The 20,998-nt window shown below is 64.4% G+C and carries 22 protein-coding genes and 2 pseudogenes; 14 read left to right on the top strand and 10 right to left on the bottom strand.

Going from position 1 to position 20,998, the window contains the following annotated elements:
- Window positions 1-37: 37 nt before the first annotated feature.
- The 4 genes from ACX80P_RS15795 to ACX80P_RS15780 form a co-directional block, all read right to left on the bottom strand.
- Window positions 38-826, bottom strand: a complete 789-nt coding sequence (locus tag ACX80P_RS15795; RefSeq protein ID WP_459279066.1) for a hypothetical protein — start codon at window positions 824-826, stop codon at window positions 38-40.
- 142 nt (window positions 827-968) lie between these two features.
- On the bottom strand, window positions 969-1,670 hold the full coding sequence (locus ACX80P_RS15790) for a copper resistance CopC family protein (protein WP_459279065.1): 702 nt from the start codon (window positions 1,668-1,670) through the stop codon (window positions 969-971).
- 71 nt (window positions 1,671-1,741) lie between these two features.
- On the bottom strand, window positions 1,742-2,440 hold the full coding sequence (locus ACX80P_RS15785) for a YcnI family copper-binding membrane protein (protein ID WP_459279064.1): 699 nt from the start codon (window positions 2,438-2,440) through the stop codon (window positions 1,742-1,744).
- Between the two features lie 235 nt (window positions 2,441-2,675).
- The gene (locus ACX80P_RS15780; RefSeq protein WP_133083283.1) at window positions 2,676-3,314 is read right to left on the bottom strand and encodes a hypothetical protein; all 639 of its coding nucleotides are present in this window, start codon (window positions 3,312-3,314) and stop codon (window positions 2,676-2,678) included.
- A 313-nt stretch (window positions 3,315-3,627) separates the two neighbouring features.
- Between ACX80P_RS15780 and ACX80P_RS15775 the strand changes: the two genes are divergently transcribed.
- The 8 genes from ACX80P_RS15775 (at window position 3,628) to lepB (ending at window position 10,231) form a co-directional block, all read left to right on the top strand.
- Window positions 3,628-3,972: an ArsR/SmtB family transcription factor gene (locus ACX80P_RS15775; protein ID WP_104119128.1), complete on the top strand. Its 345-nt coding sequence runs from the start codon at window positions 3,628-3,630 to the stop codon at window positions 3,970-3,972.
- On the top strand, window positions 3,972-4,901 hold the full coding sequence (locus tag ACX80P_RS15770) for a cation efflux transmembrane domain-containing protein (protein WP_459279063.1): 930 nt from the start codon (window positions 3,972-3,974) through the stop codon (window positions 4,899-4,901). The genes ACX80P_RS15775 and ACX80P_RS15770 overlap by 1 nt, the downstream gene beginning before the upstream one ends.
- A gap of 194 nt (window positions 4,902-5,095) precedes the next feature.
- On the top strand, window positions 5,096-5,728 hold the full coding sequence (locus ACX80P_RS15765) for a DsbA family protein (protein WP_459279061.1): 633 nt from the start codon (window positions 5,096-5,098) through the stop codon (window positions 5,726-5,728).
- Between the two features lie 29 nt (window positions 5,729-5,757).
- Window positions 5,758-6,402 carry a vitamin K epoxide reductase family protein gene (locus tag ACX80P_RS15760; RefSeq protein WP_104119130.1) on the top strand — a complete coding sequence of 215 codons (645 nt, stop codon included), beginning with the start codon at window positions 5,758-5,760 and terminating at the stop codon, window positions 6,400-6,402.
- Between the two features lie 72 nt (window positions 6,403-6,474).
- Window positions 6,475-7,107: a methyltransferase family protein gene (locus ACX80P_RS15755; RefSeq protein WP_459279060.1), complete on the top strand. Its 633-nt coding sequence runs from the start codon at window positions 6,475-6,477 to the stop codon at window positions 7,105-7,107.
- 350 nt (window positions 7,108-7,457) lie between these two features.
- Window positions 7,458-7,886 (top strand): hypothetical protein, encoded by a 429-nt coding sequence (locus ACX80P_RS15750; protein WP_459279059.1) that lies wholly within the window; start codon window positions 7,458-7,460, stop codon window positions 7,884-7,886.
- Between the two features lie 120 nt (window positions 7,887-8,006).
- A complete protein-coding gene (locus ACX80P_RS15745; RefSeq protein ID WP_459279057.1) occupies window positions 8,007-9,692 on the top strand; it encodes a multicopper oxidase family protein in 1,686 nt (561 codons plus the stop codon).
- Between the two features lie 56 nt (window positions 9,693-9,748).
- On the top strand, window positions 9,749-10,231 hold the full coding sequence (gene lepB / locus ACX80P_RS15740; RefSeq protein ID WP_459279056.1) for a signal peptidase I: 483 nt from the start codon (window positions 9,749-9,751) through the stop codon (window positions 10,229-10,231).
- A 142-nt stretch (window positions 10,232-10,373) separates the two neighbouring features.
- Here the strand turns inward: lepB and lspA are convergent, their stop codons facing one another.
- The 3 genes and pseudogenes from lspA to cmtR all read right to left on the bottom strand — a co-directional run bounded on the left by lspA (window position 10,374) and on the right by cmtR (window position 11,562).
- Window positions 10,374-11,027, bottom strand: coding sequence for a signal peptidase II (gene lspA / locus ACX80P_RS15735; RefSeq protein WP_459279054.1), 654 nt, complete (start codon window positions 11,025-11,027; stop codon window positions 10,374-10,376).
- Window positions 11,028-11,104: 77 nt separating this feature from the next.
- Window positions 11,105-11,206: pseudogene (locus tag ACX80P_RS15730) on the bottom strand (cadmium resistance transporter); the annotation flags it as partial.
- Window positions 11,203-11,562: a Cd(II)/Pb(II)-sensing metalloregulatory transcriptional regulator CmtR gene (cmtR, locus tag ACX80P_RS15725; RefSeq protein ID WP_104119248.1), complete on the bottom strand. Its 360-nt coding sequence runs from the start codon at window positions 11,560-11,562 to the stop codon at window positions 11,203-11,205. The pseudogene ACX80P_RS15730 and the gene cmtR, both read right to left, overlap by 4 nt.
- Window positions 11,563-11,772: 210 nt before the next feature.
- Here cmtR and ACX80P_RS15720 point away from each other — a divergent pair, with 210 nt between their 5' ends.
- The 6 genes from ACX80P_RS15720 (at window position 11,773) to ACX80P_RS15695 (ending at window position 19,567) form a co-directional block, all read left to right on the top strand.
- Window positions 11,773-12,264, top strand: coding sequence for a hypothetical protein (locus tag ACX80P_RS15720; RefSeq protein WP_459279053.1), 492 nt, complete (start codon window positions 11,773-11,775; stop codon window positions 12,262-12,264).
- Between the two features lie 203 nt (window positions 12,265-12,467).
- On the top strand, window positions 12,468-13,217 hold the full coding sequence (locus ACX80P_RS15715) for a cytochrome c biogenesis CcdA family protein (protein WP_459279052.1): 750 nt from the start codon (window positions 12,468-12,470) through the stop codon (window positions 13,215-13,217).
- 143 nt (window positions 13,218-13,360) lie between these two features.
- A complete protein-coding gene (locus tag ACX80P_RS15710; RefSeq protein WP_459279051.1) occupies window positions 13,361-14,026 on the top strand; it encodes a TlpA family protein disulfide reductase in 666 nt (221 codons plus the stop codon).
- Window positions 14,027-14,198: 172 nt separating this feature from the next.
- On the top strand, window positions 14,199-15,767 hold the full coding sequence (gene resB / locus ACX80P_RS15705) for a cytochrome c biogenesis protein ResB (RefSeq protein WP_459279050.1): 1,569 nt from the start codon (window positions 14,199-14,201) through the stop codon (window positions 15,765-15,767).
- Window positions 15,718-16,563 carry a DUF3093 domain-containing protein gene (locus ACX80P_RS15700; RefSeq protein WP_459279048.1) on the top strand — a complete coding sequence of 282 codons (846 nt, stop codon included), beginning with the start codon at window positions 15,718-15,720 and terminating at the stop codon, window positions 16,561-16,563. The genes resB and ACX80P_RS15700 overlap by 50 nt, the downstream gene beginning before the upstream one ends.
- A 580-nt stretch (window positions 16,564-17,143) precedes the next feature.
- Window positions 17,144-19,567 (top strand): transglutaminase TgpA family protein, encoded by a 2,424-nt coding sequence (locus ACX80P_RS15695; RefSeq protein WP_459279047.1) that lies wholly within the window; start codon window positions 17,144-17,146, stop codon window positions 19,565-19,567.
- Between the two features lie 206 nt (window positions 19,568-19,773).
- Here the strand turns inward: ACX80P_RS15695 and ACX80P_RS15690 are convergent.
- The 3 genes and pseudogenes from ACX80P_RS15690 to ACX80P_RS15680 form a co-directional block, all read right to left on the bottom strand.
- Window positions 19,774-19,910 (bottom strand): annotated as a pseudogene (locus ACX80P_RS15690) (IS481 family transposase); the annotation flags it as partial.
- Window positions 19,911-20,031: 121 nt separating this feature from the next.
- Window positions 20,032-20,469, bottom strand: a complete 438-nt coding sequence (locus ACX80P_RS15685; RefSeq protein WP_459279046.1) for a DUF4307 domain-containing protein — start codon at window positions 20,467-20,469, stop codon at window positions 20,032-20,034.
- Window positions 20,470-20,652: 183 nt separating this feature from the next.
- The coding region (locus ACX80P_RS15680) for a DUF808 family protein (RefSeq protein WP_459279045.1) at window positions 20,653-20,998 on the bottom strand (346 nt) is incomplete at its 5' end.

Raw genomic sequence — 20,998 nt, 5'->3', positions numbered from 1 at the left:
TCGTTAAGTGACGATGATAGCAATATGGGATGTCCCCTTATCCTTCCGACGTAGTTCCGTCTTGGCCAGTGATCCGTCGCAGCAGTCGATTCTTGAGCTGTTGCCGTAGGCGCCGGCGGGCCAGAAGCGCCGCGAGGGCGGCCGCCCAGGCCAGGCACAGGCAGGTCAGTGCGGCGTAGAAGAGGGCGGAGGCTGGAGGCTCGGCGGAGTCCGTGCCGCTCAAGAGCAGCGGGCTGAAGTACCCCAGAAGGAGCACAGCGCTGGCGATCGCGGCTGCGGCGGCTAAGAGCATTAGTGGTTGTCGGCGGGACCGCGTGCCATTGGTCGCCAACCCGACAGGCAACAGAAGCAGTCCGGTGAAGGTGAGCACCGGACCGATCGCAATGAACTGTGAGGACAGCGCACCTACGAGCATGAGCAGCAGTGCGATGGCCACGACCCTGCGGTGCACCAGGGGCAACCTGATTGTCCCCGGGCCGGCAGTGAGCAGCGCCTGGGCGAGATGCGCGGTGATTTGCTGCTGGCTCGGGATCGGACGCTCGGAGATGGACGAGCTGGGGACATGCGAACTGGTCATGTCAGCCGGGCCGGCGGTGGCCGGGGTGGGGGACTCAGGCGCATCGGAGGGTTCAGCCGCAACGACCGTGTTATCGATAAGGAGTGCTGGCAGGTTCTGCGCAACAGGCCTGGACGGGGGTTTCCGGGCGCCGGTTCGCACGAGGGTGATATCGGCGTAGGGCGCGAGATCTGTCAGGGACCGTTCGGTCCGTTGTCGGAGCTCCACCATGTCGGGGTCCGTCCGGGCGAAGAGGATTTCGATATTCACAGGGTGGGTGACCTTCAGGCAGTGATGTGGGTGGGGAGGTGCTGCATACGGATGTTTAGGAGATGCCTCTGACGCCTGCTTCCCGTTTTCAAGCCAAGGGGTGGGACGGGGAGCAGGCCCCAGCGGTCGGGTGCGCGGAATTTCATCGCTGGTTCAGGAGGCGCCGCGTGAGCAGCGCCAGGACGGCTGCGATCAGGACGCCGCCACCGGCTAGGTAGATGACGAAGTTTGGTAGCCCGGCCGAGGAACCAGCAGGGTCGGCTGCCTGTCGTGACGCCGCCGCGCCGCCTTCGGTCTCTGCGCCTGGAGGGCTTGACTCACCCGTTGGTTCGGCGCTGTCTTCAGCTCCTGCTGGGGCGGTGGTGCTCGTAAAGGAGTAAGTCCCTTCAATGGGGTGGTCGTCGGAGGACACGACCCTCCATTGCACTGTGTAGGTACCGGCCGGTGCACCCGGTTTCAGGGCCTGGGTTGCCGTGTTGTTCACAACCCTGGCGGGGCCTTCTGACCAGGCAATGCCCGTGTTGTCGGAGACGATGATATCCACTCCGATGCCCGAGGGCGGGTTGGTGAAGGTGAGAACGACTTCGGTGGGAGCCACGTCAACGGTCGCGTCGGCTGTGGGGGAACTGGCGGTGAGCTCATCGTGCGCGGTCGCCGCACCGACCGGTCCCATCAGCAGCGAGGCCGAGGCCACCATCAGGGCTGCTATCCGTGCGAAAAGCCTCCGTGAACGCTGAGCGGTCGAGCGGATTTCAGAGGTGGAGGGGGACGTCGAGGTGGAGGGGGACGTCGAGGTGGAGGCGGAGATCTGGTGGAGAGGGGTGGTGTGTGCTTGTGCTGTCATGACTGTTCCTTCCGGGCGACATCAGGGTGGGGTGACGTGGGAGCGGCACCCCACCCTGGTGTCTCGCGTTGTTAGTTCTGGCGCTGACCGCGGGTGCGGGCCAATGCCAGCGCGCCAACGAGGAGCCCCAGGACGCCGGCGCCCAGGCCGATCCAGCCGAGGGTGGTGCCCGAGGTGTCGGTCATGGTGGAGGCCTGTTCGGTGCCGACCTGGCTGATGCCCGCCACAGCTTTATCGGTGGCTTCGGTGCTGGCCGCTCCGTGGGAGTCCGTGCCATCGAATGCAGTCGTGACGAAAGAGGGAGCCGGGTTTTCTGGTTCCTCCTCGCCATCGACGGCCGGTTCGTCCCAGACGCGGACGGTCCCATCCGCGTAGGACTGCGTGACGGGAAGTTCTACCGTGGTGCCAGCCTCGGGCAGTGTCCCCACAGAGAGCGAGAACGTCTGGTACTGCTGGGCGTTGAGCTGGTGCTCCTCGTCCGTGGCTGTCCAGATCACGGTCAGCGGCGCCTCGGTCAGCGTCGCCCCGTCAACTTCGACCGGCTCGGGCAGATCGCCCCGAATCACTTCAGAGGTCCATCCCTCGACGGGTTTCACGCGGACGGAGGTGAAGAGCGTGTCGGTGGGAAGCGCGACCTCGATCATGTTTGTAGTGGTGTCGGTCGATTCGCTGGGGACGCTGAACGTCAGCTGGGAGTAGCCGCCTTCCGTTGTCGAGGTCGGGTCGACGCTTATATGGGCGGACGCGGCGCCGGCACCGGCGAGCAGCAAGCCCGACGTGGCAGCGAAAGCGGCGATACCGCGGAGAGTCCGGCGGGCCGTGCGGGCAGTGTGGGCAGGAGCGGTGCCATCGGATGACGGGCCGATGGGCGGGGGCGTGCTGTGTGCAGCAAGCATGGGGTGTGCCTTTCGTGGGCCTCTGCGACAGGTGGGTCGCGGGCGCTGAGCAGGGATGGATTGTAGGGGTTGCACAGGCAACCGATCCAGCACATGCGTGCGCGAAGGATCAGCCGAGCGCCATTTTCCGGGGCATGATTTCCGGAGGTCCTCGTCGCACATCGGCAGGCACATTGCGTCGGGCGGGGGGAGTGATGGGTCGTTCGGCGTATTCGGGCAGCTGTGGCCGCCCAGTCACCGGTTCCGGGGAGGGCAATCCGATCAGGGGGCGCAGCCAGGCAAGGAGTGACCAGAAAGCATTCTCACCGCGGGAGAGGATCCACACCATGACGAGGACGGCCAGCAGGTGTCCGATCACCATGATCGGCGCCGCGCCGCTGTCGACCAGATGCGGGACAAGATGCTCGGACGTGGACCCGACGGGAGGGCACTGCATCATCACGGCCGCGTGATCCGTCCCGGCACCATGCACGCCCTGGGGTGCGCAGGCTGCCGGGCTGGAGAGCATCTCGAAAACATGGTGCAGAAGGACCTGCCCGCTCACGAGCAGGCCGCTCAGGACGGGAAGAGAGAGCCGTCGTCCGGCCAGGAAAGCAATGGGCATCAGGGCGAACATTGTCAGTCCGACGAGCAGGGGCCACGGGGGGAGGGAGCTTCCACCCACCAGGTGCGCGCCGAGCGCGAGGGACATCATGCAGGACGTCACGATGATGGACCGGACAAGGCGTGCTGCCGCAGTCACCTGCATGCCGCCGTCCTTTCCCGTCACCATCACTCATTCATGCCCTGCTGACATTACCGCCACTCATTACCGTCACCACCTTGCTGGGCCGATGCAGTCTCTTCGTTCCGGAACGCGGTGCGGACCGCCCGCACTACGGCACAGCCCAGTCCAATCCCGTCCGTTTCGGTTCTGCACGTCGGCGCAAGGCGCACCGAGGGGGCGGCGCAGCAGGGCGGCATGCCTGCGCGACCGGCGCCGCACAGACCAGAAGGGGAGCCACCGACGCACCCCATTCCCCGCCCTTCATCAGTACATACGACAGTGTATTATTTGGGGGGTGAAGACCTTACTGCAGCCAGCCGTGCTCGCGAAGTTCGGGTACGCCCTATCGGATTCGACCCGGGCGCAGGTTCTCCTGACCCTGCGGGAGGGCCCGGCATACCCCAGCGACTTGGCGGAATTGGCTGGCGTGAGCAGGCAGAGCCTGTCGAATCATCTGACCTGCCTGCGGGGCTGCGGGCTGGTTGTCGCTGTTCCTGAAGGTCGTCGGGTCCGATATGAGCTGGCCGATCAGAAGCTGGGCGTCGCGTTGACTGCTCTGTTGGACGTCGTCGCGGTCGCTGATGCCGAATGCTGCTGCACCACCACAGCAAATCACGTCACCGGGAAGGCCTGCTGCTGATGAGCACCCACACCTCACCCGCATCGGTACAGCCAACGCGCTCTGCGCCGACCGTGGAGCGGCGGGCCATCCTGTCGCGGCGGGTTCGGCTTTTCGTGGCAGCGACGATCACCTACAACGTGATCGAAGCGGTCGTCGCGATCAGTGCCGGCACGATCGCATCCTCGAGCGCTCTGATCGGCTTCGGATTGGACTCGATTGTCGAGGTCCTTTCCGCCGCGGCCGTGGCGTGGCAGTTCGCCGGCCGGGACCCGGAAGCCCGCGAGAAGACCGCGCTGCGCCTGATCGCGTTCTCGTTCTTTGGGCTCGCAGCGTTCGTGACTTTCGATGCCGTTCGGACCCTGCTCGGCGCGTCCGACCCCCAGCATTCCCTGGTCGGGATCATCCTTGCCGCGGTCAGCTTGGCGGTCATGCCGTTCCTGTCCTGGGCGCAGCGCCGCGCCGGACGCGAACTGGGCTCCCGCTCTGCCGTGGCCGACTCGAAGCAGACCCTGCTCTGCACCTACCTGTCCGGTGTCCTGCTGGTGGGCCTGCTGCTCAACAGCACCCTTGGCTGGTCCTGGGCCGACCCGATCGCCGCCCTCGTCATCGCCGCCGTCGCGATCAAGGAAGGCCGCGAAGCGTGGAAGGGCGACTCCTGCTGCGCACCATCGTTCGGAAACCTCGACGCCGATGAGAGCGTTGACACCTGTGAGAGTGCGCCCGGCGGCGGCACGGACCCGTGCTGCAGCCCCGACACCCCGACACGCTCTACCACTTCAGGAACCTCGACCGCTGCAGCGGTGATCATTCCCGAGGCAGGTGGGCCCTTGACGCTGACAGCCCGGTCCACCGGACCGGATGCTGCGGCAAGAACCACAGCAGGTCCGGTAGCAGAGGCGGAATCGACGCCCGCGAAAGGGTCCTGTGCCTGCTGCACGCACGACTAGAACACCCAAGTAAGCCCCGACCCACCCCAGCTCCACCTAATTCACCAGTAATTCCCTGCACCCGGCGGGGAATGAGCACGACCACATAGTTCCCTGCAGTTCCATGACGAGGAGACACCACCGTGCCGACCCCCGCCCCCGCTCCACCCACGACCCCTGACGCGAAGAAGGGGCTGAGCCTGCAGAACCGGGTCATGGTCGGCCTGCTCGCCGCTGTCGCTCTCGTCATCGGCTTGGTGATCCTTTTCAACACTCTTGGCGAGGATGAGGGACAGGCTGCCGGCACGGCCACCACGGCCGAGGTCGTGCGCGGGGACAGCCACCGCCTGTCCCAGGCACCGGACGAGAAAGCCGTCCTGGTCGAGTTCCTCGACTTCGAATGCGAAGCGTGTCTCGCCGCGTATCCGGTCGTGGAGGACCTCTCCGAGGAATACGGGGAGAACCTGACCGTCGTCTCCCGGTACTTCCCGCTGCCCGGGCACCGGAACTCAGAAACCGCGGCCGCCGCCGTCGAGGCCGCAGCGCAGCAGGGCAAGTTCAAGGACATGCACGCCCGCATGTATGAGACACAGACCGAGTGGGGCGAGGCCGATGAGGACCGGTCACCGGTATTCCGCGGTTACGCCGAAGACCTCGGCCTGGACATGGCGGCCTACGACGCGGCGATCGCCGACCCAGCAACAATGGAGCGGGTCGACGTCGACAAGGCGGACGGCATGGCGCTGAACGTCGAGGGCACCCCCACCTTCTTCCTCGATGGCGAGAAAATCCAGCCGTCCACGCTTGAGGAATTCCGCAGTCTCATTGAAACCGCCATCGCGGACTGATCACGACTCCCGGCGAAAGACCACCCACCATGTCTCACCCGACCGCAGACGATGTTTCCTCAATCCAGGAACCCGCTCAGGACGACGTGGCCTCGATGCCCGGGTTCGCACGCAGGATTCCCTTCGGTGTCATGCTCGTGGTCACTGGTGTCATCGGATGGGTTGCCGCGGGGATCCTGATCCTCGAAAAGCTCGAGCTGTACCGGAACCCGGACCATGTCACCAGTTGCGACATCAACCCATGGGTGTCCTGCGGGCAGGTTATGGACACCTGGCAATCTGAACTCTTCGGCTTCCCGAACCCCTTCATCGGTCTCGTCGGCTTCACCATCATCATCACCACCGGCATGGCCTTGCTCGCCAGCGCCCGCTTCACCCGCTGGTACTGGGCGGGCTTGCAGGTAGGTGTCACACTCGGTGCGGTGTTTGCGACCTGGCTGTGGAGCCAGGCCCTGTTCGACATCTACATCCTCTGCCTCTACTGCATGATCGTGTGGGCAGCCATGATCCCACTGTTCATCCTCACCACCGTCCGGAACATGGCCCAAGGTGTCATCCCGGCACCCGCTGCTCTCACCCGCGGGCTCGCAGCCTGGATCGGACCGATCATCGTCCTGACCTACATCGCCGTCGCGGCCTCGGTGTTCTTCCGCTTCCTCCACGTCTTCACCTAAGGATTCTATGAGTGTCCCGGCGCCTATCTAGGATCGTGCTAACCCTCGTGTTCGATGGAATTGAGGCTGATCGTGTCAACGCAGACAGCATCGCTTCTCGCCCTGGGTCTCTATACGGTCGGTGTCATCACCGCCTTCGGGGTACGGTCCTGGATGCACTGGCGGAAAACCGGGTCCACGGGCTTCCGCGGCATCAGCGGGATGCCCGGGTCCATCGAATGGTGGGGTGGCGTTCTCTTCATTGCAGCCATCGTGCTCGGTGCTGCCGGCCCCGCCCTGGCCCTCGCCGACCTCGTCGTCCCGCCTCAACTGCCCGGCCTTCCCTGTATCGGGACTGAGGTCACTATCATCGGGTTTGTCGGCACACTGGCTGCCCAGACTGGGATGGGCGCTTCCTGGCGCATCGGCGTCGACACCACCGAGCACACTGACCTGGTCACGACCGGCCTGTTCGCCGTAGTCCGCAACCCCGTGTTCTCCGCCATGCTCGCAGCGATGACCGGAATCATGCTCATGGTCCCCACACCGGTCGGCGCAGCGGCCCTGGCCTGCCTGTTCCTTGCGGTGGAGATCCAGGTCCGGTTCGTCGAAGAGCCCTACCTGAACCGCATCCATCAGGGCGCCTATGACGACTACACCGCGAGAGTCGGACGCTTCCTGCCAGGCATCGGCCGCATAGAGGCAAGGGACGCTACAAAGGACTGAAACCGCTCAATGCACAAGAGGTACGAGGGCTGCCAGATGGTTATGGTGCCACCGTGCCCATGGGGTCACGGTGATCGGCGCCCCGCGGCATCACAGGATGCTGGGACCGGGTAGGGCAGCTCGGCTCATCAACGCCACATCTTCGGAGTCAGTGCAGGATGGTGGCGCTGGTGTTCGCAGGTCCCTAGGAATTCCCTAGGGATTCCCTAGCAGGCCGCGCGACAGTAGCCCACATGGCAACGACAGCACCAACGAGACCCGCGGCATCAAAAAAAGGTCCGAGGGCCTCACGCAGGCGCCTGAAGTTCCTGATTCCATTGCTCTTGCTCGCCCTTGTCGGCGCCGTGGTCATGAACGTCCTGATGGCCGCGCCCAGGACACCCCCTACTTCTCTGGGCGGCTCTGCCAGCGTCGAGGGTGGGCTTGCACGCATCCAGGGAGTCATACCAACCGAAACCGACGAGTGGATGCCTCCCCAACCTTCCACCGCCTTTGCCAGTCCCCCCGGTGACGAGCTCCACCGGGTCCGCATCCTGCTGGAGCTGACGGCGATGGAGGTAAGCGGCCTGTCCTTCGACCCGGCAGAGTACGCCGTCTCAGCCCTCGGCGGCGAGACGTGGAAAGCGGTCTGGTCCGCTCCTGCTCCCGCCCAGGCGCGCCAAGGGGAAACTATCGATGCGGTGCTCGTCTTCGAGCTCCCGGACAAGGCCATCGACTTGACGCTGGAAGTGCCCGATGGGGGCAAATTGTCCCTTGGGCCGGGACACCACCGAGGGTGACAAGCACGGGGCCGGCTCCTGGGGCGTGGGACACCACGGGCTGACAAGCGCGGTCATCCCCGGGGTGCGGGGTGTTGTTTTCTTGGGGTTTGCATGGATGTTTCTAGGGGTCGTTCAAGGATGAGCGGGATCGGGTGCAGGGAATCTCCAACCTGGGTGCGGGATGGTCGGGGTACTAACCAAGGGAGACCTGCAATGTCAACTTCACGCCGTAATGTTCTCCTGTTCGGAGGGCTCGGAGTTCTTGGCGCAGGTGCTGCAACGTTGCCGGCGGGGTCGGTGGAGGCGAAGTCGGCGAGCCGGCTCGATTCCAGCCAGATGCCGCGGCCGTTCCAGGCCCCGTTCGTCCAGGCCCCGATGCTCCAACCATCCTCCACCGGCATCGACCCGGCCGACGGGTTGCCCGTCAACTACTACAAGCTGACGGAAAAGGCGGCCACCGCCCAGATCCTGCCGCGACTGACTACCCCCATCCTCGGATACAACGGGTTGTTCCCGGGCCCGACCATCAGCCTGGACAAGGGCACGAAAGCAGTCGTGCGGATGCGTAACCAGCTGCCGGCACAGCATCCGTTCGACGGGCACCCCCTGACTACCTCGACCCACCTGCACGGGTCCGCGTCGCTGCCGCAGTACGACGGGTATGCCAGCGACATCACCCGCCCCGGGTTCTATAAGGATTATCGGTACCCCAATTTCCAGCCGGCGCGCACGCTCTGGTACCACGATCACGGTGTGCATTTCACGGCCCTGAACGTGTATTTCGGTCTCGTCGGGCAGTACCACATGCACGATCCGCTCGAGCGCCAGCTGTTGCCGCAGGGCCGTTATGACGTCGCCCTGACCATCAGTGATGCGATGTTCGCCGAGGACGGGTCTCTAGGCTATGACGACAACAGCCACTCGGGCCTCTGGGGGGACGTGATCCTGGTGAACGGGAAGCCCTGGCCCGTGATGAAGGTGCAGAAGCGTGTGTACCGTTTCAGGATCCTGAACGCTTCGATCTCCCGGTCGCTGCGGCCGACGCTCAGCACGGGGGCGCCCTTGGTGGTGGTCGGTACCGATGGCGGTCTGATGCCGACAGCGCAGAGCGTGGCGAACTACCGACATGCCGGTGCGGAGCGGTACGAGGTCCTGATCGACTTCCGGAAGTACGCCACGGGGCAGCGGATCGAACTGCGGAACCTCTCGAACAACAACAATGTGGACTACGACTTCACCAACAAGATCATGGCGTTCGACGTGACGGACGAGCCGGTGGATACCACGGACCCGACATGGAACCGGATCCCGACAACCCTGACCGGTAGCGAAGCGATGTCGCTAACGGCCGGGCAGTCCGTGAAGACCCGCAGGTTCCGGGTCAAGCGCAATGACAGCACCAATCTGTGGACGATCAACGATGACAGTTGGCAGGACGTAATCACCAGCGGCTACAAGAAGATCATCGCCGATCCGGCCCTGAACTCCGTGGAGATCTGGGAGATCGAGAACAGTTCGGGCGGCTGGTTCCACCCCTTGCACATCCACCTCGTCGACTTCCAGGTCCTCAGCCGCAATGGAAGGGCAGCCTTCTCCTATGAACGCGGACCGAAGGACGTGGTGTACGTGGGCGAAGGCGAGACCGTCCGACTCCTGATGAAGTTCACTCCGCACCCGGGCCTCTACATGATGCACTGCCACAACCTGCCCCATGAGGACCACGACATGATGGCCCAGTTCCGGGTGGGCCGGTTGGAGGGCGATCTGGACCCCAACGATCCGATGACGGCGGCCCGAGCTGTGTGGGACGACGAGGTAGGTTGAGGACCACACCATCAGGCGGCGGCCGGCGGTGGCGGACGCGGTTGAAGGTGCAGTCGTTGTCAGGGGAGTGGACCCGCTATCTGGTCGTGGCGTTGGTTCCTGTCCTGGTGGTTCTTGCTGTCCGTGCGTGGGTGATGGAACCTTTCACCGTTTCCTCCGACAGTATGGAACCAACTATCTCGTCGGGTGCGGTCGTGCTCCTGTACAAGCCTGCGGCCGCTTTGGACACGTTCCCCAATGGTGTGGTGATCGCCTTCACTAGCCCCTTGGACGGCCACGCAACCATTAAAAGGGTTGTCGCGGGAGAGGGGCAGACCGTCGCCATCCGAGACGGGGAACTCTATGTCGACGACATTCCCATTTCAGAGCCCTTCATCGATCGCAGTCGCATCGATGCAACGTACTTCGGGCCCCAGACGGTACCTACAGGTTATGTTTTCGTCTTGGGCGACAACCGCGGCGTGTCGGTCGATTCCAGGGACTATGGCCCCGTGCCCCGGACGGCGATTCAAGGCACACTGCTTACCGGGCGAAAATAACCGCAGCCGGAGGGGCTGCTCTTACTCGCGGCCCGGAGCGTGGTCGGACTAGTTGTTATTCTCTACTATTTTGCTGTCGTCATGTCCTGATGATTCCCGCGCTTTGACACTGCTCTATTAATCGCCGATAACGTAGGTTATGTCAACTTATGTTGACGTCTATGGGTCCCCCCACCTGCCTCAGGCTCCGGTAAACCCCAACCCGAATGGCTCTCGATGCTGGCGTCAGTGACTGACGCGGAGACTGACACGGAGATTTAGAACGTGTGGCAGGGAAGTTAGAAGTCATGCGACTCGGGGGTGCGGCCGCGGGGCCCACCAAGGTTCCCAGGATTAGCAGCCCGACACCGATCGAGACGAAGACATCAGCAAGGTTGAAGGTGGAGAACCAGGAGACGTGCAGGTAATCGGCCACACCACCGTCAGCCAGCCGATCGAGCAAATTGCCCAGTGCCCCGCCAAGAAGCAGAGACCCTCCTACTTGGCCCAGGCGGCCCAGCGTCGGGGCTGACGCCAGGAGGAACCACGCCAGTCCTACGATGATCGCCCCAGTGCCGAGGAGGATGACAATCGGCGGCAGATCGGCCCCGAAGCTGAACGCGACACCCGGGTTGAAGTGCAGCCGCAGGTCCACGAGTCCGCCCTCGATGGTCTGGCCCTCACGCAGCTGCAGTTCGACGATTGCCTTCACGGCGAGGTCAACACCTACCGGGATCAGAGACCCGACCAGCATCCAAACCCGGGTTCTCTTGCGTGCTCTGGATGCAGCGGAGGCAGCAGGCTCGTCCTCACTCATCACGGTTTCCTCCTGTTGCCGTCCGAGGCGCTGTGAAAAAGGTACTGTCCGCCGAGGACGCGGGCAGTGGTTCCTCATTGTCCCGTTCCGCGCGCGAAGAACAGGGCGAGGACGATGGTGTCATCGATGGTGGTGAGAAAGAACAGGCCCATGGCTGGGAGGATCGAGGGCGGAATCACGCAGTGACCACCGAATCCTGGCAACCGGGCAGAGAGCATCCGGCCTCCAGGCACGGTGCTCCTTCGTTGACCGCGAGGCTTACCTCAACCAGCGACGTCAGGATCTTAGCCAGGTGTGGATCAGCTATCTGGTAGCGCGTGTGCCGGCCCTCGGCGCGTGCGATGACGATGCCGCAGTCCCGAAGGCACGCAAGGTGATTGGAGACATTTGACCGGGTGAGCTCCAGCTCGCGGGCGAGGTCCGCCGGATAGGCGGGATGGTCGAGCAGGGTCATGAGGAGGCGGGACCGGGTCGGATCGGCCATCGCCCGCCCCAGACGGTTCATCACATCAAGGCGTGGTTTATCAGTCAGCACTCGCTGTACTATACATGAATGGCTGAATCGGCGAGGAGGGTCGGTTTGGTGAGCGGATGTACCCGTGCGGCTCTACCGAGATCGGCTGTGGGCCCTGGCCGCGGTACTCGAGGGACGCCCATCGGATCAGGGCCGTTACTGTCCGCCGGTAGAATGAGGTAGGGCCAGGCCGTTGAGAACGAACGATGCAGCAGGAGTGTTGGGAGAGTCATGCATCAGATGATGCTCTTGAATTCCTCTGCCGTTCCCTCGCCAGCCCGGTGGCACCTGCGGGTTCTCGTTCTCCTGCTGGGTATCACCATCCTGCACGTGTGGGCCGGGCCGGCGCTCTCGAACAGCAGCGGTGGAACCGGACAGCCCGCCTCTGTGACGACGATCATGCAACAGGCAGCCGCTTCCCCCGCAGCCCTGATGCCTGCTGAGGTCCTTTACCAGACCCCGTCCCCCTTTATAGGGCCGGACTTCAGTCAGCACGCCCTCCTGGAAGATGTGTGTGCTGCCGCCTGTCCTGATGGGCACCTGGTAGCGACCGCCTTGTGTTCGATGGTGCTCGTCGTTGCCGGTCTCATAGGCCTCTACTGTCTGCGCACGATGGTCTTCCTGCCCGGCCGTAACAGGACGCAGGAGTTATGCCCGTCCGTACCGCCCCTTCTGCACTCAAACGGCGTCTGCCTGCTGCAACTGTCGATCAGCCGTATCTAGGATTCAGCGCCTCTCCCGCGTCCGCCCCGCTCCTTCGCCAGGTTCAATGACTGCCGGACGAGCCCTGCCTACTTTTCGCGGCGGCCTCACGCTCTCTTGCTAGGTGCTGTCGTGTTTCCAAGGACCCCACCCATGACTTCCCTGCATCACCCTCGAACCCTTGCCTGCCCGGCAACCATCGCGGCCCGGCTGGTACATCACTGATGAGCATCGGTGAATACTTCGCGGACAGTGTCCAGTCCGGGGCGCTGCTGGCCGCAATACCCTTGGCGATGATTGCAGGGCTCGTGTCCTTCCTCTCCCCTTGCATCCTGCCGCTCATCCCGGGCTACCTCGGCTATGTCTCCGGACTAGCGGAACCCGGCCGCCCGGACAACCGGCGCCGCCTGCTGACCGGTGTCGCCCTGTTCATCCTCGGCTTCGCCCTCGTGTTCACCCTCTACGGCGCCGCGTTCGGTGTCATCGGTTCCTGGCTTCTACGCTGGCAGGACCCACTCATCCGGGTCCTCGGCGTGTTCGTCATTGTGATGGGACTGGCACTGGTCGGCCGGCTTCCGTTCCTGCAGCGGACCGCGAAAATGTCATGGCGGCCGCGCACCGGCGTCGCCGGTGCACCCCTGCTCGGTGTGGTCTTCGGTCTGGGCTGGACTCCCTGCATGGGCCCCACCCTCAGCGCTGTCCTGGCTCTGAGCACCACCACCGGCACCGCGTGGCGTGGGGCGCTCCTGGGATTCGTCTACTGCCTGGGCTTGGGCGTACCGTTCATCCTCGTCGCGCTGGGAGTGCAGTGGGTCACTACCGCCCTGTCCTTCGTACGCCGCCACATCCGCGTTTTCAACCTCATCGGCGGTGCCCTGCTCGTTCTGGTCGGAGTTCTCATGGTCACCGGCGTCTGGATGCTGTGGATCTACCAGCTCCAGAACCTCGCAGGAACGTTCCTCACCCCCGTCTGATGCTTTCACCCAACGCATCCCCTCCCCCGCGCACGCCACGATCGAGAAGAGATCGCCCCATGAGTGCTTCCACCCGCACCAACCCACATCCGCCCCACGCACCAGGGACTCCGTCCGCGCCCTGTGCGCCCCGACAAGATCCGATGGCGCCCGGTAGTTCGCGCCCCCGCTCCCGCGCGTGGACATTCGTAGCTCTGCTCGCGACGGCAGCACTGCTCATCACCGGATGCTCGGCGCAGAACAACTCCCTTGCCGAACAAGCCAACGCCGGCGACAACAAGAACTACATCGCCGGCGACGGGTCGGTCGCCGAATACGCTCCCGATACCCGAACCGAACCGGTGGACGTTACGGGTGAGCTCTACGACGGAAGGACCGTTGATTCCAGCCAGTGGGTGGGCGACGTCGTCGTCCTGAACGTCTGGTACGCGGCTTGCGCCCCCTGCCGGGTCGAAGCGCCCATGCTGCAGACACTGAGCACCTCCTTTGCGCCCGAGGGCGTCAAGTTCTACGGCATCAACGTCCGCGACGAGAAGCCCACGACTGAGGCGTTCGAACGGAACTTCGGCATCACCTATCCCAGCTTCGTAGACCGCGACGGGAAGCTGCTTCTGAGCTTGACGAGCTATGTTCCGCCGCAGGCCGTGCCCACAACCCTGGTCCTGGACCGGCAGGGGCGCGTCAGCGCCCGCATCCTCGGCGTCGCCGACGAAAGCACCCTCAAGACTCTGATCGCAGACGCACTCGCCGAAGGCCCCGCCGCATCGCCTAACCCGTCCACGACGGCGGGAACCGACGATGCCAGCTAACCCCTCACCCGATCAGACACCCAGGCAGACACCCGGTCAGACACCAGAGGACGCTCCCGGCCAGGCACCTGACCAAGGCCTCGATTCGCGGCCGGACCAGACACCGGATATTTCGGTATCCAGTCTGAGCGCCGGTGAAATGCTCCGCTGGGTGTGGCGGCAGCTCACCAGCATGAGGACAGCCCTGCAGTTGCTGCTGCTGCTAGCCGTGGCCGCCGTCCCCGGATCCCTGTTCCCGCAACGCCGAGCCAATCCTGCCGTCGTCACCCAGTACCTGAAGGACAACCCCGACACAGGGCCCTGGCTAGACCGCCTGCAGATGTTCGACGTCTTCTCCTCGGTCTGGTTCTCGGCGATCTACCTCCTGCTCTTCACGTCCCTCGTCGGATGCGTCCTCCCCCGCACCAAAGCCCACCTCAAGGCACTGCGATCGGCGCCCCCGCGCACCCCCCGCCGGTTCGCGCGACTCCCCCAACACGGCACCATCATCCTGAACGGTGCCGGCGCGGGAACGCCCGGCCCCGACCCGGCCACGGCGGTCAAAGACGCCGCGGCGATCCTGCGGAATCTCCGGTACCGGGTCGACATCCGCGACGCAGACACGACCACACCGTCCGTGGGTGCCGAGCGGGGTTTCATGAAGGAAGCAGGAAACCTGCTGTTCCATACAGCTCTGATCGGCGTGCTGGTATCCGTCGCTATCGGCGGCATGTTCGGCTACCGGGGGCAGAAACTCATCGTCGAAGGGGAAGGGTTCACCAACGCCCTCATCGGTTACGACTCCTTCTCCCCCGGCACCAACTTCAACCCCGACACCCTCACCCCCTTCGCGCTGACCCTGAACGACTTCGAGGTCCGTTTCAACCGGGACGAACAAGCCACCTACGGTCAGCCCCTGGACTTCACCGCGCGGATGACCGTGCAGGAAAGCCCCGACCAGCCCGCTGAGGACCGGGTCCTGAAGGTCAACGCCCCTATCGGCATCGGTGGCACCAACGTGTATCTCGTCGGGAACGGATACGCTCCCGTCGTCGAGGTCCGCGACGGGGAAGGAAACATCGCCTTTTCCGGCCCCGTCCCCTCCCAGCCCACGGATACGGCCTACACGTCGACTATCGTCATTAAGGCGCCCGACGCGAATCCTGACCAGCTCGGATTCGTCGGGTTCTTCCTGCCGACCGCCGTCGTGAACAGCGAAGGTCTTGCCTTCGGCTCCGACCCGGATCCCTTCAACCCCCGACTGAACCTCAACTCCTACTACGGTGATCTCGGCCTGGACGATGGAACACCGCGGTCCGTGTACCAGCTGGACACCACGGACCTGACGCAACTCAACGGACGGGACCTGGACGCAGGCGGCATCGTGCTCGAGCCAGGGCAAACCTACGAACTGCCCGACGGACGAGGGTCCATCACCTTCGACAGCCTGAAACGCTTCGTCGCCCTCGACATCACCTACGATCCGGGCAAAATCGGTGCCCTGATTTTCTCCACCCTCGCCCTGACCGGGCTCATCCTCTCCCTCATCACAGCGCGCCGGCGTGCATGGATCAAAGCAGGTGCAACGCCAGAGGGAGGCACCACCCTCGAGTACGGGCTTCTCGCCCGAGGAGAAGACCCGGGCCTGCGGAACGAGGCCACCAAACTCGAGCATGCCCTGTCAGCCCGCTGGGGTATCACCCCACGCAGCGATGAGCAGAAAAAGCACGTGCCATCACCTGACACACCGCAGCACACATGACCGCCACAAGATCGATCGCTACCAGAACGAGACGACCCGTCGGGCCGATCCTGATGAGCCTCGGGCTTCTGACCAGCGTCGCGCACTTCCTCACGAGTTCGCCACAACGCCAACCCCACATATCCGCCTGTGGGACGCAGCGATCGGATACCCCGCCGCCGCCGCCCTGCTGTTCATCATCGGAATCATCCTCACCAAGCAGCCCCGCCGCACACGCTCAAGGGCTCTAGGCACCGTTACCCACCACACAGACCGGAAGACGCTCATGTATCAGCCACACGAAATACCCGGCCTCACCCCACAACCCACGAAATCTGTAGGGCAGGAGGGCGAGGTCCTGTACGAAGAGCGCCTCTACCCGAGCTTCTGGATTTGGGTCATCACAGTAGGCCTAGCTTTCGTTCCTGCCGTCATCTTCGCGCCCATCGATATGCTGATCGGCGTCGTCGCGTCCATCTTGACGCTGGTTGTCCTGATTTTCGCGCTCCTCACCTCCACGCCCACGATCCGCGTAACACCTGCAGAAGTACGTGTGGGACGAGCAACTATCGAACGACAGTATCTAGGTCGGGCCCAAGGTTTCGTTGGTGAGAATGCCACAGCACAACGAGGTACTCGCTTGCATGGCTTGGCCTATCTCTGCATCCGCGGGTGGATCGACGGAGTGGTCCGCGTTGAAGTATCGGATGAGGAGGACAAGACACCCTACTGGCTCTTCTCTTCCCGTCGGCCGCAAGTACTTAGCCGAACTCTCAATGACACCCGTTTCCAGCCTGAACAGAACCGTTCGAGCTGATCAGAACCCTGTACGAGCTCGGCTGGGGAGCTAGTTCCCCTGCCGACCTTCCAACGAAGAACGGCTAGCTGCCAGATCTCCTCAGACAACGGGAGCAGCGTGAATGCCGACGATGAGCCTCCAGCAACTCCCTTCACGCGGGTACACGAGAAAACTCGACACGGCGGACACGTGATCGCGGATGCGATTGACGGAACTTCCCGCTGTGAATCCGGGTTAAGTTCATGTCTCCCCGCTCACGACCAAACCAGAGGATGATTGGTTACCCGAAGGGGTAACCGCATCCGCTTTTTACCCTTCTTCTGCAAGAGCGGCGGTCATTATGGTCTTGTTGAATAGCCAGCTCTCTGAGCGATGGCCGCACACCGCGATGCTTGGAATGATACGAGGACACTTGGTACGCCTACCTGCTAACAATGGGCACGAGGACGATGTCATAGTCGGAGCCGTCGTCGCTACCGATCGGACCTTCAAGCGCACAGTACTTGCCGGACACCCTTCATCAGGACCGCTCTTTCGCCGCAGCCGGCCCGTTGGAGCCACCCCGCTCCGGCCGCGGTTCCACCATTAGGGGACCGGCATGACCTCGACACTCTCCCGTTCGGCACCCGCCCCCGCGCCGGTGCCGCCTACGCCGACCCGGCCGGCCTCCGCCGCCGGTCCCTGGCACTGGTCCGTCACGGGCGCCTCCCTCCTCGCCGTGCTCGCCGCGGCGACGAGCCTCGACGGAGTCGTGGAACCGGGGACGTGGCTCCTGCCCGTGGTCCGCACGCTCGTCCCCGTGCTGCTGGCGATGGCGTTGACGCGGGCACTCCGCCTGAGCGGCGTGCTGGCGCCCCTCGCGGGTGTGCTCGCGCTCGTCGGCACCCTCACGGCCCAGTTCTTCCCGCGGCAGAGCATCCTCGGCGTCGTGCCGGGGCCGGGCACCTCGCTCCAGCTCCAGCGGCTCCTCGCCCAGGCCGAGGAGGTCGTCGTCTCCCAGGTGGCTCCGGTGCTGCCCGGCGCCGGGATCTTCCTCATCATGTGCGCAGCCCTGGGGCTCATCGCCATCATCGTGGATCTCTTCGCGGTGACGATGCGCATGCCGGCCGCGAGCGGCCTGGGGCTCCTCACCGTTATGGTCGCGCCGGCCATCGTGAAGCCGAACGGCGTCGGGATGTTCGCCTTTCTCGCCACCGTCGTGGCCTACCTGCTGCTCCTCGCGGTGGCGCAGTGGCGCGAGAACCGGCTCGCGTCGGGCGGCGCGCGGGCGTCCTCGGGTTTCGCGGGCCGGAGCATGATCATCGGCGCGGCGGCCCTCGCCGTGACGGTGATCCTGCCGCTGTTCGTCCCCGGCTTCAACTCCGGCGCCTTCCCCCAGGGAGCGCGCCTGAACGTCTGGGGCAACGCCACCGGGCTGAATCCCGCCGTGACGCTCGGCAACGACCTCCGCAATCCCACGGGCTTCGGGCGGATCGCCTACGCCACCAACTCAGACAACCCCCTGTACCTCCGCGCGGTCACCATCGAGGACTTCAGCGGCAGGCGGTGGGAGCCCGAACAGCGGAACGGGGACCGCGAGCAGGGCATCACCGATCTCGAGGCGGAACAGGGCGCGCCCGCTATCCCACCGGAGGCACAGACCGTCTTCACCCGCGTCACCACGCAGAGTTACGCGAGCCCCTGGCTCCTGGCACCCTATTCGCCGGTCGGCGTCTCGAACGTCCGGGGGACCTGGGCCTGGGACCCGGCCAACCTGACCATCCTCGCCACGGACGGAGGCTCGACGGCGCGCCAGCGGTATCTCGTGGAGAGCCGTTCGGCGGAGCTGACGCGCGACGGGCTCGGCGCCATCCGGCCCTCGGACCCCGACGCGGTCGCGGAGATCTTCACGCGGCTGCCGGACGACACCCCGGACATCGTGCGCACCACGGCCGAGGAGATCGCCGGCGACTTCGTGAATCCCTACGACAAGGCCATGGCCATCCAGAACTTCCTGCGGGGGCCCGACTTCACCTACTCGGTGGAAGCACCGGTGGACGGCGGGTACGACGGCAGCGGCCTGGACGTGATGGCCCGGTTCCTCGAGTCGAAGTCCGGGTACTGCGTGCATTACGCGGGGACCATGGCCGTCATGGCCCGCGCGGCGGGGATCCCCAGCCGCGTCGCCATCGGCTACACACCGGGCAGCCCCACGGGCAACACGGAGGAGGGCCCCGAGGGAACGGAGCTGCGCGAATTCGTCGTCGACTCCCGCAACGCCCACGCGTGGCCGGAACTGTACTTCGAGGGCGTGGGATGGGTCCAGTTCGAACCGACCCCGTCGCGCGGCGTCGTTCCCACCTACGCCCAGCAGGCGTTCGCGCCGGTCGGGCCCCGCGCCGACGACACCGACTCACTCAATCCCGGTGGCCTTCCCGACGTGACCGGGCAGTCAGGATCGACGGCGGAGGGGTCGGACGCCGCCGACGCCGCCGGAGCGAACGGAACCTCCGACGAGGCGCGGCCCGTCGACGGCCTGCTCGCCGTCACGGGCATCGCACTGCTCGCATTCCTGCCGTTCCTCGCCCGCACGGCCAGGACGCGGTCGCGCCGACGGGCCGTGGCCGGAACCGATGCCCTCGCGGGCACGGACGGCGCGGCGACCGCGGCCTGGGCCGAGACCACGGAGATCGCCGGCGACTACGGCTACCCGCTCCAACCCACGGACACGCCGCGCACCTTCGCCGGCCGACTCGCCCGCGACGCCTCCCTGGCAACAGAACCAGCGACGTCCCTCGCACGGCTGAGGACCGCCTATGAGCACGAAGAATACTCCGATTACAGTCCGGAAAGCAGGACAGGAGAAAGCACCGGAGCCCAGCCACCGGTTATATTCGTGCGCCCAATGGCGGCCCCCCACTGGGCGGACGTCGATGCAGTCACGCGGGCGCTCCGTCACCGCAGCTCTTGGTCAGCCCGTCTTAAAGCCCGCCTCTTTCCACAGTCGCTGCTCAACCGCTTCCGGGACAACCCCCGCCGCTGACGATATGGCTTGAACTTGGCGGTAGAGACGTGCGGTGAGCCTCGCTGCTGATTGCCGAGACAATGGCCCTCACGCGCGTATGATTTTTCTGCGGCATCGTTATTCCCTGAACGGGTACACAAGCCACAAATGAACGTCGGTAAGCGACGGGTTCGACTGTGGTGACGTTAAGCCGCGAGTCAATGAAACCTTCAGCACCCGCCCTCGTACCGGTGCGCCCATTTCGAGAGCGTGTGACGAGCCACCCGGCCTCCGCCGCGACGTGGGCGACCGGGCAGTGCTGGCAGCGTTCGACCAGGCGTCGTCTTCCGCCGGGTGTTAATGGGGCATTAGAGTGGGTCATGAGGGGTAGGTCCTTCGTGCGGATGTTTGTAGAGGTACTTCCATCCTGCGATCGGGGATCTACCCCTTTCTTACGCTTACATCACCCGCGTGTCACCAACGTCATGACCCACAACAGCTGGTCAAGAATCCTCTACCAACCAACATGAATTGACTCCACCGCTTACCGCCGGCGAGTCTACCCGCAGCTGCACCCGATGGGCAGTGGAACGCCCCTGATCAGCACCCACATCTACTGTGTTCGGGCTGATGTCGACAATCTTCCAGCCCACGACCGCGTAATTCTCGCTCAACGCCTGAATGGCACATTGCGCAGTCGCTTCCGGATCCTTGATTACCTCGAAATCAACGGATGCGAAGCCATTCTGCTCAACGTTGAACCCCACATCCTTACTACTTACCGGTTCCGTGTTCGTCATGGACAGAAACCCTGCAGCGATAACTGCGAGTGCCAGAAGGATGGCTAAGAGAACGAGCTTTGTCCGCCTGGATAGCCGCGCACGAGATCGCCCATATCGGGTGGTTGCAGTACCCCGCTGAGCGGCAGTCGATTCGCTCATGCCGGAGTCTCGCCGCTCCAAGCCCACAACGTATCGATTGCCGAAGGTGAGGACCTGCGTCTGATATTCATTTTCTCCGTTTTCCTCAGCTGATCTTTGAACATGCACATACTCGGGCCGCTTTCATTTGAAAACAGATCCACTCACTTCACAGCAAATATGTAGATCCACCTAACGGCCCGGTCAGGCGGCGGGGCCGCCGTCGCGTCCCGCCGCATGGTGGCCGGCGACTGCGGCACGGATGTCGCCCTCTTCGTGCCCGCCCTTCTTCCCGAACGGCAGCGCCTTCATGAGCGGGTGCACGATCGCCAGAACGATGAGGCCCCAGACGAGTCCGAGGACGGCCGAGCACAGGGTGTTGACGAGCCAGGCCAGGAAGCCGCCCGCTACGGGGACTCCGGCGAAGGGGTGCTCGAGGACGTGGACCAGGTCATAGGGCGCGTGCCAGCCCAGATCGTAGGCCCCCTGCAGCATGATGTGGCCACCGACCCACAGCATGGCGATGGTCCCGACGAGTGTTATCACTGTC

The sequence above is a fragment of the Arthrobacter arabinosi genome, from assembly GCF_054511115.1.
Note: the sequence above shows the minus strand (reverse complement) of the source record. Positions and strands in the feature narration are given on the sequence as shown.

Coding starts and splice junctions, on each gene's coding strand:
- ACX80P_RS15700 (WP_459279048.1), top strand. CDS start 15,718: ATGAGCAGAAAAAGCACGTGCCATCACCTGACACACCGCAGCACACAT.
- ACX80P_RS15745 (WP_459279057.1), top strand. CDS start 8,007: ATGAGCGGGATCGGGTGCAGGGAATCTCCAACCTGGGTGCGGGATGGT.
- resB (WP_459279050.1), top strand. CDS start 14,199: ATGAGGACAGCCCTGCAGTTGCTGCTGCTGCTAGCCGTGGCCGCCGTC.
- lspA (WP_459279054.1), bottom strand. CDS start 11,027: ATGAGTGAGGACGAGCCTGCTGCCTCCGCTGCATCCAGAGCACGCAAG.
- ACX80P_RS15765 (WP_459279061.1), top strand. CDS start 5,096: ATGGTCGGCCTGCTCGCCGCTGTCGCTCTCGTCATCGGCTTGGTGATC.
- ACX80P_RS15710 (WP_459279051.1), top strand. CDS start 13,361: ATGGCGCCCGGTAGTTCGCGCCCCCGCTCCCGCGCGTGGACATTCGTA.
- ACX80P_RS15760 (WP_104119130.1), top strand. CDS start 5,758: ATGTCTCACCCGACCGCAGACGATGTTTCCTCAATCCAGGAACCCGCT.
- ACX80P_RS15720 (WP_459279053.1), top strand. CDS start 11,773: ATGCATCAGATGATGCTCTTGAATTCCTCTGCCGTTCCCTCGCCAGCC.
- ACX80P_RS15780 (WP_133083283.1), bottom strand. CDS start 3,314: ATGCAGGTGACTGCGGCAGCACGCCTTGTCCGGTCCATCATCGTGACG.
- ACX80P_RS15685 (WP_459279046.1), bottom strand. CDS start 20,469: ATGAGCGAATCGACTGCCGCTCAGCGGGGTACTGCAACCACCCGATAT.
- ACX80P_RS15715 (WP_459279052.1), top strand. CDS start 12,468: ATGAGCATCGGTGAATACTTCGCGGACAGTGTCCAGTCCGGGGCGCTG.
- ACX80P_RS15695 (WP_459279047.1), top strand. CDS start 17,144: ATGACCTCGACACTCTCCCGTTCGGCACCCGCCCCCGCGCCGGTGCCG.
- ACX80P_RS15790 (WP_459279065.1), bottom strand. CDS start 1,670: ATGACAGCACAAGCACACACCACCCCTCTCCACCAGATCTCCGCCTCC.
- ACX80P_RS15770 (WP_459279063.1), top strand. CDS start 3,972: ATGAGCACCCACACCTCACCCGCATCGGTACAGCCAACGCGCTCTGCG.
- ACX80P_RS15750 (WP_459279059.1), top strand. CDS start 7,458: ATGAACGTCCTGATGGCCGCGCCCAGGACACCCCCTACTTCTCTGGGC.